A 17,608-nucleotide genomic window follows, 5' to 3' on the forward strand; every position below is an offset into this window, starting at 1 on the left:
GCATGGATCATTGCCGTCGAAGGCGATAGAGCTGGCGAAGAGTTGTCCGTGCCCATCCTTGGCGGATGACAAGTGCAGCGCCCGTCACCATGAAATTCTCCGCCGCCTTTCTGTGCCGGCTATGCAGCGCGATGGATCGCATCATTCGAAAGACGCTCGATCCGTCTGACATTCACTGAGCTTGCGCAGTGTTCTTATTTCTCCCCCGAAAATAAGTCTGTGGATATTGGCTTTTCGACGAGAGCGTGTCGTATCCACCAAATGAAAGGTGCGTAACGATAAGCAACTTGGCTCGGGGGACTCATGAAACGGTTGCTTTTTGGCGCGGCAGTGCTTGCCGCGAGTGTCGTCGGCGCGGATATTTCTGCTGTCTCTTATATTAGCCGAAGTGCAGGAATGGCAGCACTCGCGCAGGAGAACCAAAGCTCTTCGGCGACTGCAGGAAACTCTGCCGCCGGTTACGGCAATGGCGGGGCAGCGCTGGGAGCCGGCGGACAGGCCGCGGGCAGCCCGTCGAGTTCTTCGTCGGCGCAGTCAACCGGAGATGGTTCATCAGGGTCTGGCAGCCCGGACGCGGCGGCGAAAGTCGGCGCCAAGCCGGCCGACGCCAAAGCCGGCGACGGCAGCAGCAGTACAGATGGCACCAAGGCGGGCGACGCCGAGACGGCCAAGACCACGGACACAGAGGCCGCCCCCGAGGAGCCGGCGGCGCAGGCAATGGCTGCCGCGACCACGACGACCGACAGCGGCGATCCCGAAGCGATCGGCACACCGAAGGTGGATTTGCCCAAGGCCGCCGGCAACGGCAATCTCGGCTATGCCATCGGCATCGACGTTCCCGCCTTCCACGGCATCGAGCCGCAGATCGCGCTCAACTACAATTCCTCGCGCAAGACCAAGCTCGGCGGCCTCTACCAGGGCTGGCTCGGCTATGCCTGGGGTCTCGATGGTTTCGACGTCATCGAACGGGCGAGTCCGGGCTATGGCATGCCGGCCTATGACGCCAACGACATCTATCTGCTCGACGGCCAGGCGATGGTGGCCTGCACCGCCGGCATGGTTTCGCCCTCCTGCGCGACCGGCGGCACGCATGCGACCGAGAACGAATCCTATCGCCGTATCGCGCTGAACAGCGCCACCAATGAATGGAAGGTGACGGATCGCGACGGGCACCGTCTCGACCTTCCGCCCGGTGGCGGCGGTTGCCAATTTGACGCCGACCGCCGGCACGCCGGCCTATGATCTGGCCTACAGCTATCGCTGGCTGCTGACCTCGGTGACCGACACCAATGGCAACACGGTCATCTACAACTATAGCTGCCCGGCAAGCCCGGTCTGCTACTCCGACAGCGTCGTCTACAACGGCAATGTCGTGAAATTCTACTACGAGACCCGTCCGGACATGATCCTGATGGGCAATGGCCGCGACATCTCCGAAACCAGCCGGCGCATCAAGACGATCGGCGTGCTCGTCAACGGTGCCGTGCGCGGCGCCTACAAACTGACCTATGATCAGGCGCCGTTCTCCAACACCTCCCGGCTGACCCAGGTCACCCGCTTCGGCACCGATGCCACCGGCACCGCAGACGGCACCATCACCGGCGGGACGTCGAAGGTCATTGCTCAGATGACCTATCAGAACACCGATGGGGTTTATTCGACCGTGACGTCGGATATTTATAATCAGCCACTGGTATGGGGAGATTTCGCCGCCAACAAGCCAAATGAGGTTGGGGATCTCGATTTCGACGGTAGAGATGAGATATTCGGCAACTATGTAGAATCGAAACAGGTAAGAACTGATCGGGGTGAATTCACAACTTACTACCGCGCATATAAGCGAATAATAAAGTTCTTCGGCAACGCCGCGTCCTATGATATTAAATCATTATTCATGGGACCGACGTCACCCTCTACCGATCCCTATTCACCCGCGACTTCCGAATTCATCGACTATGGTGCAGGTCGTTTTCTGGCAACGAAAAACACGGTGGATTTTCCTGTATCTCTCTTCTCGACGCAGTCAACCTATAATGGAAATAAGGGCACTACCTCATACAAATATACGGCCTCCAGCTCTCTAATCCTGTCTGATCCGCAGCTTGCCCTAACAAGCGCCAATTGTCTTCCGTCGCCTCCGGCTGGTTACGAGGCCGTATGCGCTGCCCTGCCGTCCTACAGCGATGTGGTCACGCGTCTTCCAGGTCCGTCGTTCGTGGCCGACACAAATGGTGATGGGCTTGATACGCTGGAATTTGTGACGCCTGGTGGCAATGCCCCCAAAATGTTGGGCATTGGCGATTTCCTCGGCAATGGCCATCAGCAACCGGCATTCTGGGCCAACGGTGGAATACAAAAAAGTGTCCTTGTAAGCGGCAAGTGGCAGCCGACAGGATCAACGTTTGGCGCCGGCTGCCCGAACGATACCCAGGGCGGCATTTGCGCGTTCGCCGATGTCAACGGCGATGGCGCCTCGGACCTCGTTAGCTTCAACCCCGGATCCAGCACTATCGCGATTTGGCTATCGACCGGCACGGGTTTCAAATTCTATTCGGTCCCGTCACTTTCTGGCGCATCCCTTGTGCTCCGCGACTTCGACAACGATGGCAGGATGGACGCCATCACCATCGCCGGAAACGAGGTGAGGCAGCCGCAGAGAGTGGCTGGGGTGAAGATCTATTCGCTGCAGCCGTCGTCGACGGCGATCACCCCCGTAGAGTTCGCGCTGCCGGTTGCGCTCAATGCGAGCTCTGTCGTCGGCGACTTCAACGGCGACGGCCTGCCCGACTTCACCGACTACAGCCACATGTTCATCTCGAACGCTGGCACCGGCAATCCAAACCTGTTGAAGCAGATCACCACGGAACTCGGCGGCACGGTTGCGGCCGAGTACTCGCCGTCGTCGACCTGGACCAACAACTACCTGCCGCAGCTGGTGCATGCGGTGACGAAGCTCTCCGTCAGCGACGGCCGGGGCCAGACGGCGGTGAGCAGCTATCAGTATGCCGGCGGCAAGTATGACCCGGCGGCGCGCAAGTTCCTGGGCTTCGCCTCGATCGTCGAGACAAAACCGCTCGCCAATGGCGAGACGGCGCCCTCGACGGTGACGACCACCTATCGCCAGGATCTGGCGAGCTACGGCCTGCCGTCGCTGACAGTTTGGAAGGATGGCGCGGGCACCGTGCACAAACAGGTGGCCGAGACCTATGCGGTCAACACGGCGAGCAAGCCCTACACCGTGCAAAACACGGCGACCGACACTACGTTCATCGAGAACGTCACGTACACGCTCCGGGTCGAGCGCGGCTTCGATGCCTACAACAATGTCGTCAGCCTGAAGGACTATGGCCGTACTGACGCCAGCGGCGACGAGACCTGGACCGAGCGCTTCTTCTCGCCTAACACCTCGGCCTACATCGTCTCCGCCCTGATTGCCGAGCGGACGCATGCCGGCCTGACCAGCACCGATCCCTGTCGGCTACAGGCACAATTACTATGACGGGAATACCGACGTCTGGGCGGTGCCGACTAAGGGCAATCTGACCTGGGTGCTGACCTCCAGCGATGTCACCTCGACGCCGCAAAAGTCGGTGAGTCAGTACTTTACCTATGACAGCTATGGCAACAAGATCTCGGCCACCAATGGCCTCGGCCACAAGACCGAATGGGACTATGACGCCACCTATCACATCTACCCCGTAACCGAGCGGGCGCCGCGTTACTTCGCGACGGGCGGGCAGAGTGCCGATACGCGCTTCGTCTCGACCGCCACCTACAATTCTGTCTGCGGCCTGCCGGCGACCAGGACCGACTTCAACGGCCTGGTGAAAACCTTCACCTACGATCCGTTCTGCCGTCCGTACCAGATCTCGCAGAGCGTCACCGGCGTCTATGTCAGGAACCAGTTTGTCAGCGAGGGCAATCCCGGGGCGCAGGCGCTGATCAAATACACGCCCCTGCCCAATGGAGCGGGGGAGGATTTTACCATCTCGTGGTACGATGGGCTTGGCCGGGCCTACCACGTGGAAATGCCCGGAGAGACGGCTGCCGGGCCACGGCGCATTGCCGACACCGACTACGATCCACGCGGCAATATCTTGCGCACGGATTTCACCCGCTTCGTCGGCGAGACCGCGCGGTGGACCACCAACAGCTACGACTGGGCCGACCGGCTGACGAAGACCGTCAATCCGGATGGCAGCCAGCGCAGCTATCTCAACGACCTGGCCACCGCGCCCACCACCACCCCGCGACTGCATGGCACGACAATGACCGACGAGCTCGGCCACCAGACCCGAACGGCATGGTCGACGCGCGGCGATGTCGCGGGCGTGGTTCGTGACTTCGCCGGTCTTCAGCTGGCGCAAACCCGTACCTTCGACGTGCTTGGCCGGTTGGTCGGCCTTACCGACACCAGCGGCTCGACCTGGACCTACACCTACGACATGCTCGGCAACCGGCTGTCGGCGACCGATCCCGATCTCGGCACCTGGACCTACACCTACGATGCCGCCAACCGGCTTATCAAACAGACCGATGCCAGGGGCGTAGTCACCAATCTCAGCTACGACCAGATGGACCGGCTGACGCTGAAGACGGCAACCGCACCTGGCGGCAGCCCGGTTGTGCTCACCCAGAACACCTATGACCAGGCGGCTCCAAGCTATTGGTACAATATCGGCCAGCTCACCACCTCGACCAATGCGACGGCGACGCACAGCTACAATTATGACGGGCTTGGCAAGCTTGGCCGGCATGACACGACCATTGCCGGCCTGACACACACCACGGTCGACATCCACGATCGCTCCGGCCAAACGATCCTGAAGAATTATCAGGCGCCGTCGGACCTGTGGTTCGGCACTTGGGACGACCCGCTGCAATACACCGCCGGCAACAGGCTCTACTCGGCTCCCGGCTACATCACCTCGACCGTCTACGAAGCCGATGGCCAGACGAAGGAGATCACCTACGCCAATGGCGTGAAGACAAGCTTCAGTTATTCGCAGACCCGCCGCTGACTGACGCGCATCACCACGTCCAAGGGCGCCACCATCCTGCTCGACGACCAGTATGCGCGCGACGCTCTCGGCCGCATCACCACCATCACGGGGCGGACACCCTCCGACAGCTGGAATTATGGCTATGACGATGCCGACCGGCTGATCTGGAGCACCAATTTGGGCAACGCCGTGCTCAGCGAGCAATTCGCGTATGCCGCCAACGACAATCTGATCTCACGCAGCCGTGTGGCCGGCACCTATGTCTATCCCTCGGCGGGCGCGGCTCGTCCGCATGCGCCAACCGCGGTCGGCAGTAAGACGCTCGCCTATGACGCCAATGGCAACATGATCTCCGATGGCACCAGAACGCTGGCCTGGGACTCGGCCAACCGGCTGAAGACCGTCAGCCTTGCCTCCAACACCGTCAACCTTGCCTATGGACCGGACGGAGCGCGCGCGAAGAAAACATCAAGCTTCGCGACGACGCTCTATCCCGACGCGTCCGTCGAGATCGACCCGGCGACACCGGGCGCGGAAATCTACACCCGCTACCCCCATCCCGACATCAAGGTCGTCAACGGCGTCAAATATTTCCTCCATCGCGACCACCTGGCCTCGGTGCGCATGGTCACTGATGCCTCGGGCGCCATCGTCGAGCAAACCAACTACGCCACCTACGGCGAGCGCCTCAACACCGGCTTCCAGACGCAGAAGAGCTACATCGGCGAACGCTTCGATCCCGAGACCGGGCTGATGTATCTCAATGCGCGGTACATGGATCCGGTGCTGGGGCGGTTCATCTCGCCGGATGATTGGGATCCGACATTGCCGGGTGTTGGGACCAATCGGTATGCCTATGCGCAGAATGATCCGGTCAATAAGGCTGATAGGAATGGGCATGCGGATGGCGATCCAGGGTACTGGGGCGAAGGCCCAATTGGGCCATTCGACACCGGCTATCGCAATGCAGATGTAGCGCTCAATTCACTTGCGTCTGCGATGAACATGGTCGCTGGTCCTGTCGTTGAGGTGGGCGCTGCATATGAACCGTACGCGGACGCAGTCACAAATTTCTCGAACACCACACCAACCGCTTTCGATGACACAGCCGCTGCGCTCGGGAAATATGCCGCAACCACCGCGGTTTCCGCTAGGATGGGGTGGTTGGCAAAATTGGAAAATCACCACATCATAGCTAATAGTTTCAGAAACCATCCTTTGATAAAAGCCTTGGACATTGACCTAGACGCCAAGGAAAACCTCATGCCAGCTCTACAGAGAGGATTTACAGCCTCTCATAGAGAATACAATGTAGATGTGCGTCGTCAGCTAGATACGATAAATCACTTGCTGGAGACTCATCAAATTACGCCAGAGAAAGCGCGCCAAGAATACGCGGCCCTTCGATCCCGGATGAAGGATTACATTGAAAAAAACCCTGACGCCCTATCTAAGACAAAGTCCGAAACGGCAAAAGATACCGACACAAAGTCAGAAAAATCTGATGGCAATATCACTTCGAATGTGAACGATTCGGCTCAAAATAAGTAGATTAGGAAAACGCATGGCTTGGGTTTGGTATGATAGAATTGACACTGACTTTGAGCCAGCACAATTCGACTATAATTCACCTGTAAGGATAGCAGATACGCTATCTTCGCTTCCAATCGATATAGCATTGGGGCGACCGTTATTTCGAGCCAAGTCAAAGCTTGAGAATTTCGAAAAACTCCATTGCCCCCCCACTGGCGATCCTCCAGCCGTTGACCTCTTGTGGCAAGAAATAATTTTGCGTTTCGTCCCACAGGAGCTTGTTCAATTTTTCCCAATAACGTTGGTCGCCAGGAACGGCGAAACGCAGAAATTCTCTTGGGTTCTTCCACTCAGCAGAGTGCGCTGTATAGATCCAAACCGATCAGATGTGACGAGCAAGATAGAGAAACCAGGAATTACCTTAATAATTTCATGCAATCATTATATTCACTATGAAAATTGTTTAGGAAATATTCATTTAGCTCGCGACGAACAGCAATTAAACCACATAGTAGTTTCCGATCAATTGAGAGATGCTCTAGCTGAAACAGGCGAATCGAGTATGTTTTTTCGGCCAGAACAAGTCCCAACGTTAGGTCGACGGATAGTCAACTGACGTAGATTTCTTACGATATGAATTACGGTGACAGTGCACTTTTTAACCTATTCGCCTGGGAAGCGGGACCGGCGGGGCAAAATTAGCTGTCACCGGAATGCAGATCACCTACGCCAATGGCGTGAAGACGTCATTCACCTATTCGCCGACGCGCCGCTGGCTGACGCGCGTCACCACCTCCAAGGGCGCCACCATCCTGCTCGACGACCAGTATGCGCGCGACGCTCTCGGCCGCATCACCACCATCACGGGGCGGACACCCTCCGACAGCTGGAATTATGGCTATGACGATGCCGACCGGCTGATCTGGAGCACCAACCTGGGCAACGCCGCGCTCAGCGAGCAATTCGCGTATGCCGCCAACGACAATCTGATCTCACGCAGTCGTGTGGCCGGCACCTATGTCTATCCCCCGGCGGGCGCGGCTCGTCCGCATGCGCCAACTGCGGTCGGCACCAAGACGCTGGCCTATGACGCCAATGGCAACATGATCTCCGATGGCACCAGAACGCTGGCCTGGGACTCGGCCAACCGGCTGAAGACCGTCACGCTTTCATCCAACACCGTCAATCTCACCTACGGTCCCGATGGCGCGCGGGCGAAGAAGAGCTCCGCGTTCGCCACCACGGTCTATCCCGACGCGTCCGTCGAGATCGATCCGGCGACGCCGGGCGCGGAAATCTACACCCGCTATCCGCATCCCGACATCAAGGTCGTCAACGGCGTCAAATATTTCCTCCATCGCGACCACCTGGCCTCGGTGCGCATGGTCACTGATGCCTCGGGAGCCATCGTCGAGCAGACCAACTACGCCACTTACGGCGAGCGCCTCAACACCGGCTTCCAGACCCAGAAGAGCTACATCGGCGAACGCTTCGATCCCGAGACCGGGCTGCTGTATCTCAACGCGCGCTACATGGATCCGGTGCTGGGGCGGTTTGTTTCGCCCGATTTGGGATCCGACGCTGCCGGGGGTTGGAACCAACCGGTATGCCTATGCGCACAACGATCCGGTCAATAAAGGCGATCCAAATGGTCACGCCATCGATCCAAACGAAGGTAAGGCTCCATTGGCAAACGAGGCAGGCGGGGGGAACAAGGTAGCAGACAGCAGCGCCAACTCTAAAGATATGAAAGCAACTGCAGACAAGGCAGCCAATGACCTGTCCGATCTGGGATTCAAAGGGAAAAACAAGGCCGCGGTAGGCGATCATGTAGTTCAGGACGACTTCGGCGATTTCGGGTATGAGCCTGTGACCGCAGGAAAACTCGGCCCAACCTCGGCACCAATCTGCGGCGGCGCTTGCGCGGCACCCGGTGATTTTGGAGGACCGGGATACTACGCTCAGGACGCTGTCGGCATGAAAATGAACGCGCCGGTGCCTGAAAACCTGCCGGCCGCATCTGACTTCATCGTAAACTCCAAGGGTGTGGCTATGCCAGTTCCCAAAGGCTCTGCGCCTGTGCCTCAACCTTTCGTAAATCGTTCGGGAGCGACAACAGGGAGCGCTTTTGTCGATGGTGTGGGCCCTACAGCGAAACCTATGAATTTACGAATGATGGATCCAACACCTGCCAAGGGCAGAAGTCCTGGCTATCCAAACGGATATTCAACATATTCTGCGCCACAGACAAATGGCGCTCTGCAAACTGTCGATCCCTACACGGGCAAGACAATATCTCGGGACAACCCTTTCGCCCATATATCAAATTAAGTGAGGTCTTTGAACATGAACCTTCTTGGCGAAAAATTGCTTGGGAAAGAGCTAAAGGCGGTGGTGAAATCGGGAGATACTTGCGAAATCCAGTTCTCTGATGGTAGCGCTTTCACGGTATATACGGCGATATGTTGTCGTATTGACAGCGAACCGATTACACTCAAAGTAGTATCAGTCCAAAATAAAGAGGACAAAATCACCATAACATTCAATGAAAATTCATTCATCGATATATTGTTGGACGAAAAGCTGATCTCCTCCCCTGAGATATTTGTATACCACGACAGCGACGGCCAGATAATTGTTGAGACTGTAAAATGAATGTTAAGGGAATTACGGTGATACTGCTGGAATTACGGCGACAGTGCACTAATTGCCTGTCATGCTCGCTATGGAAGTCCGTCACTCCTGGATTGAGTACATGGCTCGCCCTGCCCGTATTGTCGTCCCCGGTCTGCCGCATCACGTGACGCAGCGGGGCAATGGCCGCGCCAAGGTGTTTTTCACCCCCAAGGAATATGAACTCTACAAGAATCTTCTGGTCGAGCGTTGCCATGCCGCCGATGTGGGCATCTGAATTACGGTGACAGTGCACTTTTCACCCTGTTCGCTAGGCCATCGCCGCGTATAGATTGACCGCACGGCTCGCCTCGCTCGCATCGTCGTTCCCGATTTGCCGCATCAAGTCACGCAGCGGGGCAATGGTCGCGCCAAGGTCTTCTTCACGCCCAACGACTACGCGCTCTACAAGACCCTGCTGGTCGAGCATTGCCGCGCCGCCAATGTCGGCGTCTGGGCGTGGTGCCTTATGCCGAACCATGTGCATTTGATCCTGACGCCGGCCGATCCCGACGGCCTGCGGCGCGCTCGCCAAAGTGCACCAATCTCGGCCGCATCACCGGCACCACGGGGCTTACTGCCTCCGACAGCTGGAATTATGGCTATGACGATGCCGACCGGCTGATCTGGAGCACCAACCTGGGCAACGCCGTGCTCAGCGAGCAATTCGCGTATGCCGCCAACGACAATCTGATCTCACGCAGCCGTGTCGCCGGCACCTATGTTTATCCCTCGGCGGGCGCGGCTCGTCCGCATGCGCCAACCGCGGTCGGCAGTAAGACGCTCGCCTATGACGCCAATGGCAACATGATCTCAGACGGCACCAGAACGCTGGCCTGGGACTCGGCCAACCGGCTGAAGACCGTCACGCTAGCCTCCAACACCGTCAATCTCACCTACGGTCCCGATGGCGCGCGGGCGAAGAAGAGCTCCGCGTTCGCCACCACGGTCTATCCCGACGCCGATGTCGAGATCGATCCGGCAACGCCGGGCGCGGAGATCTACACGCGCTACCCCCATCCCGACATCAAGGTCGTCAACGGCGTCAAATATTTCCTGCACCGCGACCACCTGGCCTCGGTGCGCATGGTCACTGATGCCTCGGGAGCCATCGTCGAGCAGACCAACTACGCCACTTACGGCGAGCGCCTCAACACCGGCTTCCAGACCCAGAAGAGCTACATCGGCGAACGCTTCGATCCCGAGACCGGGCTGCTGTATCTCAACGCACGGTACATGGATCCGGTACTGGGGAGGTTCATCTCGCCGGATGATTGGGATCCGACGAAGGAGGGCGTCGGTACCAACCGGTATGCCTATGCCCAGAACGATCCGGTCAACAAGAGCGATCAAAATGGGCACGACTTCTTAGGAGGCTTATTTGGCGGAGGCGGCATTTTCAACGGAGGCCCTGGAGCTGTTGCCGCCCGAGGTTACATTGGCAATCAGGCCGACATTTCTGGACATGCAGGCGTTGATGCGGCCATCAACACAGGAAAGGCGATTGTCTCGGCTACGCCGGTTGGCGATGTCCAATCGATATATGAAGGTATAAGAGACAAAGATAAGGGAAAATTGCGATAGGGGCAATTGGTCTCGCCGTGACGCTGGCTCCTGAGCTGAAGCCAGAATTTACTGCCCTAAAAGAAACCTATAAACTTGGAAAGGTCGAGGGAGCGGTTGTTTACCGTGATGGCTCTGCGACTTTGGCTAATCTAACCCCGAAGGCCAAGGATATAGACACAGGCCTGTCGGCAAGAATGGCTCCAGTACCAGGGAAAAACCAAGTCATCGACCCAGCAAAGTTTGAGAACCTATGTGCAGTCTGCGATAACGCCGTTACCGGACATGTCTCTATTGCCCCAATCGATAAAAGCCTCATGCAGGGTTGGATTGATAGTCGCGACACTCTCGACAACATTAACGCCGCAGTTCACGAATTTACAGCGGAAGTACAGGCCGATATTGTAGGCGAAGTTAGGGTTAAAAAGTGAGATCCGAAATGGAAGACGTCTCTGAATATATATGGACGAGAGTCAGGCCAATTCTCATAGGGCATGCCGAAATTGTCAAAGAACTGTCGCAAAATATTTTGTATAATATTGGCTACAGCTCTAATGAACATTTTCCCATTAGGTGCTATTTATCATTTTTGACTAATACCCGGGGAGACGAGTTGGCGATTGTCGCTGATTTTGAAACTATGGCGAATGGCTTAAATGTGAAGTCCGATATTGGCTTAGACACGGGGCTCGTCCTCGCTGATGGTCCCGCAAGCGTTCTTGTTGTCAGCGGAGAGAGCTTCGAAAATGGCTTCGCGAAATGGCTGGAAGATTTTAGAAACTTCTTGAGCGAGAATGAACAAAAGATTGCAAAAATTGCATCCACTCTGTCATAGCAGAATTACGGAATTACGGTGACAGTGCGCTTATTGCGCTCGAGATTACGGTGACAGTGCACTTTTTATCCTGATCGCCTGGGATTGACAGTGCACTTATTGCCAGACCGTCTTGACCGCCCGAGCCGCCAAAGCCACGCCACCTCTTTAGTCCAAAGCAGGATTACGGTGACGGTGCACTTTTTGCCATGTTCGCTAGGCCATCGCCGCGTATAGACTGACCGCATGACTCGCCTCGCCGCATCGTCGTTCCCGGTCTGCCACGCCACGTGACGCAACGCGGCAACGGGGGCGCCAAGGTGTTTTTCACGCCCGAGGACTACGCGCTCTACAAGACCCTGCTGGTCGAGCATTGCCGCGCCGCCAATGTCGGCATCTGGGCATGGTGACTGATGCCGAACCATGTTCACCTGATCCTGACGCCGGCCGACCCGGACGGCCTGCGGCGCGCGCTCGCCAAAGTGCACCGCGCCTATGCCGGCATCATCCATGCGCGGCAGAAGAAAACCGGACATTTCTGGCAAGGCTGCTTCGGCGCTGTCGCGATGGACGAAGATCACCTCTTGGCAGCAGTGCGCTATGTCGGATTTGAATCCCGTGCGGGCGGGGCTGGTGAAGCAGGTAGACGATTGGCCCTGGTCAAGCGCCCGAGCGCATCTGACAGGTGAGTTCGATGGCGTTGCCGATCTGCAGCCAATGAGGGACCGTCTGCCATCATCAAGCGGGCTGTTCGACCTGGTCGAGACGGATGCCGTGGCCTTCGACGCGCTGCGCAAGGCTGAGAGCATCGGCCGACCGGTGGGCAGCGAGGCGTTTCTTAGCCGGATTGCCGCGCAAACCGGAAAAGCTGTGAAACCAGGAAAGCGGGGCCGGCGGGGCAAAATTAGTGCGCTGTCACCGTAATTCCCCTTTCAAGAATTGGATATTCGCAATGAGGATTATCAAGATATTTTCTGTGATCTCTATCACAGCCATAATTAGCGGATACTGCGATAGAGGGGGTGATTTATTTGACGCTATAATCTCTAAAAATACAGATAAAGCGGAAGCCGCGCTAAAAAGTGGCTATGACGCGAATTGTACGACAACTGACGGAGTTACTCCGCTATTGGCAGCAGTTAACGGAAAAGATATTTCTATTGTCGAACTACTTTTGAAGTATAACGGCAATCCCAATACGACATACGGAGGAGCAAGCCCGCTTTACTTTGCAGCAATTGCCAATTACGTCGAGTGCGCTAAAAAAGATAATCTCTTATGGAGGGCGATTTTTATCTGACGAGGTACAGATTTCATATCTTAAAAACTACAAACACACAGAGTATGCTTTCTGGCAGGGTATTATATCCAGAAACTCTGAAAAAAATTAGGATTACTGACGTTAATACTTTGTTTACGGTTAAGTCTACGTGAGATTGCGCTTCTCATCTGAAGCAGCAAGCGTCGTCCATTAATATCCAGATCGGAATTACGGTGACAGTGCACTAGAGCATCGGGCGAATAGGGTGAATCGTTGGGGATTCCCTTTTCGACTGAAGTCTGATTCCTATGGGTGCGGAGGTGCACCATGGGCAAAGCGGTTTCGCAGGATTTGAGGCTTCGACTTGTTCGCGGCATTGCCGAGGGCAAGTCGCGGTGGGCAGTTGCGGCGCAGTTTGAGGTGGCGCCTTCGACGGCGGTGCGCGTTCAGGCACGCTATGCGGCGACGGGTTCCGTCGAACCGGCCCGTCAGGGGCGTCCTGCCGGGTCCGGCAAACTCGGCGCGTATCGTCAGGCCATTGTCGACAAAGTGATGGCTAGGCCGGACATCACGATGCCTGAGCTTGGTGCGTGGCTTGAAGACGAGCACGGCGTCAGGGCGGCCCCGTCGAACCTGTCGAAGTTGCTGTGCCGGGAGGGGTTTACGTATAAAAAAGGGCCCTGCTGGCGTCGGAGTTGTCGAGGCAAGAGTTCGCGTGGATCAATCGGTCCAGATGCAGTCATGGGACCGATTGGATGGCATAGGGCCGGCGCGTTTCGGGACATACGACCAACTTCGTGACGCCGAAATTCGGGATGCTTTCGAATGAAGACCGCCGACATCCAAATAGATAACGGTCATGGAAAATTTCCGGAGAGAGATCTGATTTTTCCAGGCATATTGACGAATCTAGAAACCCATGAAAGCTTTAGCTGCAATTGTAAACTTAAATCAACATTGATAGAGTATTCAATAGTACAAATCTATTTTACTCTATCCTCTCCAGAATTAAATGATCTATCCGGACCTTTGCGCCTGTGGACGGAAAGAGCCGAGTTCTCTGCGCGATTTTATGCTTCATAGAAAACCAGCTGTTGCGGCGGTGATATAATTTCTATTTACCATTCTGACTACGGTGACATGCGAATTGCGGTGACAGTGCACTTTTTACCCTGTTCGCATGGCTATCGCCGCGTGCAGATTGACCACTTGGCTCGCCTTGCCCGCATCGTCGTTCCCGGTCTGCCACGCCACATGACACAACGCGGCAATGGTCGCGCCAAAGTGTTCTTCACGCCAGAGGACTACTCGCTCTACAAGACCCTGCTGGTCGAGCATTGCCGTGCCACCAATGTCGGCGTCTGGGCATGGTGCCTGATGCCGAACCATGTGCACCTGGTCCTGACGCCGGCCGACCCGGACGGCCTGCGGCGCGCGCTCGCCAAGGTGCACCGGGCCTATTGCCGGCATCATCCAGGCGCGGCAGAAGAAAACCGGACATTTCTGGCAAGGCCGCTTCGGCGCCGTCGCGATGGACGCGGATTACCTGTTGTCGGCGGTGCGTTATGTCGAACTGAATCCGGTGCGCGCAGGGCTGGTGAAACAGGCGGCCGGTTGGCCCTGGTCAAGCGCTCAGGCGCATCTGATATGACAGGTGAGCCTGATGGCGTTACCGATCGGCAGCCAATGAGGCACCGCCTGCCATCGTCGAGCGGGCTGTTCGACCTGGTCGAGACGGATGCCGTGGCCTTCGACGCCCTACGCGAAGCCGAGACCATCGGCCGACCGGTGGGCGGCGAGGCGCTTCTCAGCCGGATTGCCGCGCAAACCGGAAAAGCTGTGAAAGGAAAAGCGGGGCCGGCGGGGCAAAATTAGTGCACTGTCACCGTAATTCCCGTGTAACGGCTCAAAAGGCGCAAAAAGACCTAGGAACAGAATGGTCGCCAACAAGGTACAGGGGAGAGTGATGGAGATTCAAGCTCTGGTCTGCGGCCACGTTTTTCGAGATGAAAGGCCGGTAACTCTAGTAGTCCGCCATGCAGATGGCGGGTGGCAACTTACATGTGGGCAGTACGATCATCCGCATGATCTGTCAGACTTCGAGGTAGTTGGATTAAATCACATAATTGACCGCCAACAAAATATACTACTTATTGGGGAGCTGAAACCTGGATGGCTTGCTGAATTTGCCGATGGAGTATGGAATAAGCAACAACACGACGATTGATAATTTTGGAATTACGGTGACAGTGGCTTTTTACCCTGTTCGCCTAGCTGTGAGCTTTCGGGAGGTTGTCCATTCGGACCGGATCGAGGAGACTGGAGTTACCGGGCTTCAGCACTCGTCGGAGGGTCCGAATGAACATCCACAAATTACGGTAACAGTGCACTTTTGCCACGTCGGCTTGGCCGCCTAGACTGCGAAGGCCATGCCAACCCTAGAGGCCAAGGCAGCCCGATCGAGTTTGCGCTTCTCTGCCGAAGCAGCAGCCGTCGTCCATCTATATCCAGATCGCTGACGCTCCCGTCCTAACCCTCCCCCACCTACCCTGTGGATAGACCCCAAACAGCGCCATCATTCCCGACATCCGCCAGCAAGAAGCCCTAGACTGAAGCTCTTGGGGAATCGGGTGGATGTCGAGCAAGCCGAGTCGTTGCGTCGTGTTGTTCACGCTGCTGGCTGTTGCCGGCTGCACGTCTTCGCCGGGCAAGGACTTCTTCACCGAGACCATCGACAGCCTGCATGCCAAGACTTCGCCGCTGCGGGCGGGCTATAGCGGGCCTGCCGCCGTCACTTCGGCTTCGAACGCGGCGCAGCGCTTCAACGGCGCGCAGTATCAGGGCACCGGCCAGTTCGTGTCGTCGGGCGCCCCGGTCACCAAGGTGACGGGCGACGGTTCCGGCAAGTTCGAGCTCAATCTGGTCAATGCGCCGATCGCCGACGCGGCCAAGGCGGTGCTGGGCGATGCGCTGCACCTCAACTACATCGTCGACCCGCGCGTGCAAGGCACCGTCACGCTGCAGACCTCGCAGCCGGTGTCGCAGGATGCGCTGGTCGATATCCTGCAGTCGGCGCTGGCGGTGAACGCCGCCGGCATCACCAGCCGCGGCGGCACCTACCAGATCGTGCCGCTGTCGGAGATCATGGCCAGCACGCCGCCGGTCAGCGTGCCGTCGACCTCGCCGTCCGGCCCCGGCGTCAAGGTGCAGGTGCTGCAGCTGCAATTCATCGCCGCCGACGAGATGAAGACCATTCTGGAACCGATCACCCGCCAGGGCTCGGTGCTGCGCGTCGATTCCACCCGCAACATCATCACCGTCGCCGGCAGCGACAGCGACCTCAATGCCATCCGGGAAGCGGTTTCGGTGTTCGATGTCGACTGGATGCGCGGCATGTCGGTGGCGCTGCATCCCTTGAAGACCTCCAAGCCGGAAGCGGTCGCCGCCGAGCTCGATTCGATCTTCGGCACCAAGGAAGGGCCAGGCGCCAAGCTCATCCAGTTCATCCCCAATGACAGGCTGAATTCGGTGCTGGTGATCACCTCGCGCCCGGCCTATCTGGCGCGCGCCGCGACCTGGATCAACAAGCTCGACAGGCTGGCCGAGACCAATGAAAGCCAGCTCTTCGTCTACCAGATCCAGAATCGGCCGGCCAAAGAACTGGCATCGGTGCTGAGTTCGGTTCTCGGCACCACGGTGAAGACCGAAGGCCAATCGGGCGGCTCTAACGTGTCGCCCGACCAGACGCCGATCGCCATGCAGTCGGACGGCGTCACGCCGGCGCCGCTGACCGGGCCCTCGCCCTCGCTGCCCCAGCAAGACAATGAGGCGCCCGCCCACGCCACTGTCGTCGCCGATGTCGAGAACAATGCGCTGCTGATCCAGACCACGGCGCGCGACTACCAACGCATCGAGCAGATCCTGACCAAGGTCGACGTGCTGCCGACGCAAGTCATGCTGGAAGCGGTGATCGCCGAGGTCACGCTCAACGACGACCTGAAATACGGCCTGCGCTGGTTCTTCGAGAATGGCGGCACCAAGGTGTCCGTGACCGACGTGGCCAAGGCCGCCGCGGCGGCCACCCTGCCCGGCTTCAACTGGAGCTACGCAACCGACAACATCCAGGTGACGCTCAGCGCGCTTTCCAAGATCACCGACGTCAACGTCATTTCGGCGCCCACCATCATGGCGCTCAACAACCAGAAGGCGATCTTGCAGGTCGGCGACCAGGTGCCGATCCTGACCCAGCAGTCGCAGGACACCGGCAATGGCAGCGCGCCGATCATCAATTCGGTCCAGATGAAGGACACCGGCGTCATCCTGACGGTGACGCCGCGCATCAACAATGCCGGCAGGGTCATGCTCGACATCCAGCAGGAGGTCAGCAACGTCACCAAGACGGACAGTTCCGATATCGACTCGCCAACCATCCAGCAGCGCAAGATCCAGACGCGCGTGCTGGTCAATGACGGCGAGAGCCTGGCGCTGGGCGGCCTCATCCAGCAGAACAACAGTGTCGACCGCAGCCAGGTGCCGATCCTCGGCGACATCCCGATTTTCGGCAATGCGTTCAAGCAAAAGAACGACACCATCAGGCGGACCGAATTGATCATCTTCATCCGGCCGCATGTCGTGCGCGACATCAACGAGGCCCGCGAGGTGACCGACGAATTCCGCGGCAAGATCAGCCTGCAGACGCCGATCCAGAAGCGGCGGGGCGGCACCAAGCTGCAGCAGGATCTGAAGAGGCTGGCGTATTGA

At 57.6% G+C, this 17,608-nt stretch carries 18 protein-coding genes and 1 pseudogene; all 19 read left to right on the forward strand.

The features are described 5' to 3' along the window. Positions 1 to 396: 396 nt before the first annotated feature. A complete protein-coding gene (locus FJ546_RS31290) occupies positions 397 to 1,242 on the forward strand; it encodes a hypothetical protein (protein ID WP_181168037.1) in 846 nt (281 codons plus the stop codon). Further along, a complete protein-coding gene (locus FJ546_RS22230; RefSeq protein ID WP_181168038.1) occupies positions 1,211 to 3,499 on the forward strand; it encodes a toxin TcdB middle/N-terminal domain-containing protein in 2,289 nt (762 codons plus the stop codon). The genes FJ546_RS31290 and FJ546_RS22230 overlap by 32 nt, the downstream gene beginning before the upstream one ends. Before the next feature lie 22 nt (positions 3,500 to 3,521). Further along, positions 3,522 to 5,021, forward strand: coding sequence for an RHS repeat protein (locus tag FJ546_RS22235; RefSeq protein WP_140891293.1), 1,500 nt, complete (start codon positions 3,522 to 3,524; stop codon positions 5,019 to 5,021). Between the two features lie 159 nt (positions 5,022 to 5,180). Beyond that, entirely contained in the window at positions 5,181 to 6,554 is a 1,374-nt protein-coding gene (locus FJ546_RS22240; RefSeq protein WP_140891294.1) for an RHS repeat-associated core domain-containing protein, read from the forward strand. A gap of 13 nt (positions 6,555 to 6,567) precedes the next feature. Next, positions 6,568 to 7,152, forward strand: coding sequence for a DUF1629 domain-containing protein (locus tag FJ546_RS22245; protein WP_140891295.1), 585 nt, complete (start codon positions 6,568 to 6,570; stop codon positions 7,150 to 7,152). Positions 7,153 to 7,249: 97 nt separating this feature from the next. Continuing rightward, positions 7,250 to 8,173, forward strand: a complete 924-nt coding sequence (locus FJ546_RS31295) for an RHS repeat protein (RefSeq protein ID WP_181168039.1) — start codon at positions 7,250 to 7,252, stop codon at positions 8,171 to 8,173. Between the two features lie 49 nt (positions 8,174 to 8,222). Next, positions 8,223 to 8,867, forward strand: a complete 645-nt coding sequence (locus tag FJ546_RS31425; protein ID WP_210243118.1) for a hypothetical protein — start codon at positions 8,223 to 8,225, stop codon at positions 8,865 to 8,867. A 15-nt stretch (positions 8,868 to 8,882) separates the two neighbouring features. After that, positions 8,883 to 9,191: a hypothetical protein gene (locus FJ546_RS22260; protein WP_140891296.1), complete on the forward strand. Its 309-nt coding sequence runs from the start codon at positions 8,883 to 8,885 to the stop codon at positions 9,189 to 9,191. A gap of 100 nt (positions 9,192 to 9,291) precedes the next feature. Beyond that, complete coding sequence (locus FJ546_RS22265) at positions 9,292 to 9,447, forward strand: hypothetical protein (RefSeq protein WP_246686915.1); 156 nt, start codon at positions 9,292 to 9,294, stop codon at positions 9,445 to 9,447. Between the two features lie 96 nt (positions 9,448 to 9,543). Continuing rightward, positions 9,544 to 9,651 (forward strand): annotated as a pseudogene (locus FJ546_RS31685) (transposase); the annotation flags it as partial. A 17-nt stretch (positions 9,652 to 9,668) separates the two neighbouring features. Then, positions 9,669 to 10,793 carry an RHS repeat-associated core domain-containing protein gene (locus FJ546_RS31300; protein ID WP_181168040.1) on the forward strand — a complete coding sequence of 375 codons (1,125 nt, stop codon included), beginning with the start codon at positions 9,669 to 9,671 and terminating at the stop codon, positions 10,791 to 10,793. Positions 10,794 to 10,810: 17 nt separating this feature from the next. Continuing rightward, entirely contained in the window at positions 10,811 to 11,203 is a 393-nt protein-coding gene (locus tag FJ546_RS22280; protein WP_140891297.1) for a hypothetical protein, read from the forward strand. A gap of 8 nt (positions 11,204 to 11,211) precedes the next feature. Beyond that, complete coding sequence (locus tag FJ546_RS22285) at positions 11,212 to 11,607, forward strand: hypothetical protein (RefSeq protein WP_140891298.1); 396 nt, start codon at positions 11,212 to 11,214, stop codon at positions 11,605 to 11,607. Positions 11,608 to 11,999: 392 nt separating this feature from the next. Continuing rightward, on the forward strand, positions 12,000 to 12,275 hold the full coding sequence (locus FJ546_RS31690) for a transposase (RefSeq protein ID WP_246686916.1): 276 nt from the start codon (positions 12,000 to 12,002) through the stop codon (positions 12,273 to 12,275). Then, positions 12,220 to 12,510 carry a hypothetical protein gene (locus FJ546_RS31695; protein ID WP_246686917.1) on the forward strand — a complete coding sequence of 97 codons (291 nt, stop codon included), beginning with the start codon at positions 12,220 to 12,222 and terminating at the stop codon, positions 12,508 to 12,510. Before FJ546_RS31690 ends, FJ546_RS31695 begins: the two co-directional genes overlap by 56 nt. A 28-nt stretch (positions 12,511 to 12,538) precedes the next feature. After that, positions 12,539 to 12,886, forward strand: a complete 348-nt coding sequence (locus tag FJ546_RS22295; RefSeq protein WP_140891299.1) for an ankyrin repeat domain-containing protein — start codon at positions 12,539 to 12,541, stop codon at positions 12,884 to 12,886. A 1,155-nt stretch (positions 12,887 to 14,041) separates the two neighbouring features. Beyond that, on the forward strand, positions 14,042 to 14,722 hold the full coding sequence (locus tag FJ546_RS22300; RefSeq protein WP_246686918.1) for a transposase: 681 nt from the start codon (positions 14,042 to 14,044) through the stop codon (positions 14,720 to 14,722). Positions 14,723 to 14,783: 61 nt separating this feature from the next. Continuing rightward, positions 14,784 to 15,074 (forward strand): hypothetical protein, encoded by a 291-nt coding sequence (locus FJ546_RS22305; protein WP_181168041.1) that lies wholly within the window; start codon positions 14,784 to 14,786, stop codon positions 15,072 to 15,074. A gap of 407 nt (positions 15,075 to 15,481) precedes the next feature. After that, positions 15,482 to 17,608 (forward strand): type II secretion system secretin GspD, encoded by a 2,127-nt coding sequence (gene gspD / locus FJ546_RS22310; protein WP_140891301.1) that lies wholly within the window; start codon positions 15,482 to 15,484, stop codon positions 17,606 to 17,608.

Source organism: Mesorhizobium sp. B2-4-19 (assembly GCF_006441315.1).
In the GTDB taxonomy this organism is placed as follows: Bacteria; Pseudomonadota; Alphaproteobacteria; order Rhizobiales; family Rhizobiaceae; genus Mesorhizobium.

Coding starts and splice junctions, on each gene's coding strand:
- FJ546_RS22265 (WP_246686915.1), top strand. CDS start 9,292: ATGGCTCGCCCTGCCCGTATTGTCGTCCCCGGTCTGCCGCATCACGTG.
- FJ546_RS22260 (WP_140891296.1), top strand. CDS start 8,883: ATGAACCTTCTTGGCGAAAAATTGCTTGGGAAAGAGCTAAAGGCGGTG.
- gspD (WP_140891301.1), top strand. CDS start 15,482: ATGTCGAGCAAGCCGAGTCGTTGCGTCGTGTTGTTCACGCTGCTGGCT.
- FJ546_RS31295 (WP_181168039.1), top strand. CDS start 7,250: ATGCAGATCACCTACGCCAATGGCGTGAAGACGTCATTCACCTATTCG.
- FJ546_RS31690 (WP_246686916.1), top strand. CDS start 12,000: ATGCCGAACCATGTTCACCTGATCCTGACGCCGGCCGACCCGGACGGC.
- FJ546_RS22245 (WP_140891295.1), top strand. CDS start 6,568: ATGGCTTGGGTTTGGTATGATAGAATTGACACTGACTTTGAGCCAGCA.
- FJ546_RS22305 (WP_181168041.1), top strand. CDS start 14,784: ATGGTCGCCAACAAGGTACAGGGGAGAGTGATGGAGATTCAAGCTCTG.
- FJ546_RS22285 (WP_140891298.1), top strand. CDS start 11,212: ATGGAAGACGTCTCTGAATATATATGGACGAGAGTCAGGCCAATTCTC.
- FJ546_RS22295 (WP_140891299.1), top strand. CDS start 12,539: ATGAGGATTATCAAGATATTTTCTGTGATCTCTATCACAGCCATAATT.
- FJ546_RS31290 (WP_181168037.1), top strand. CDS start 397: ATGGCAGCACTCGCGCAGGAGAACCAAAGCTCTTCGGCGACTGCAGGA.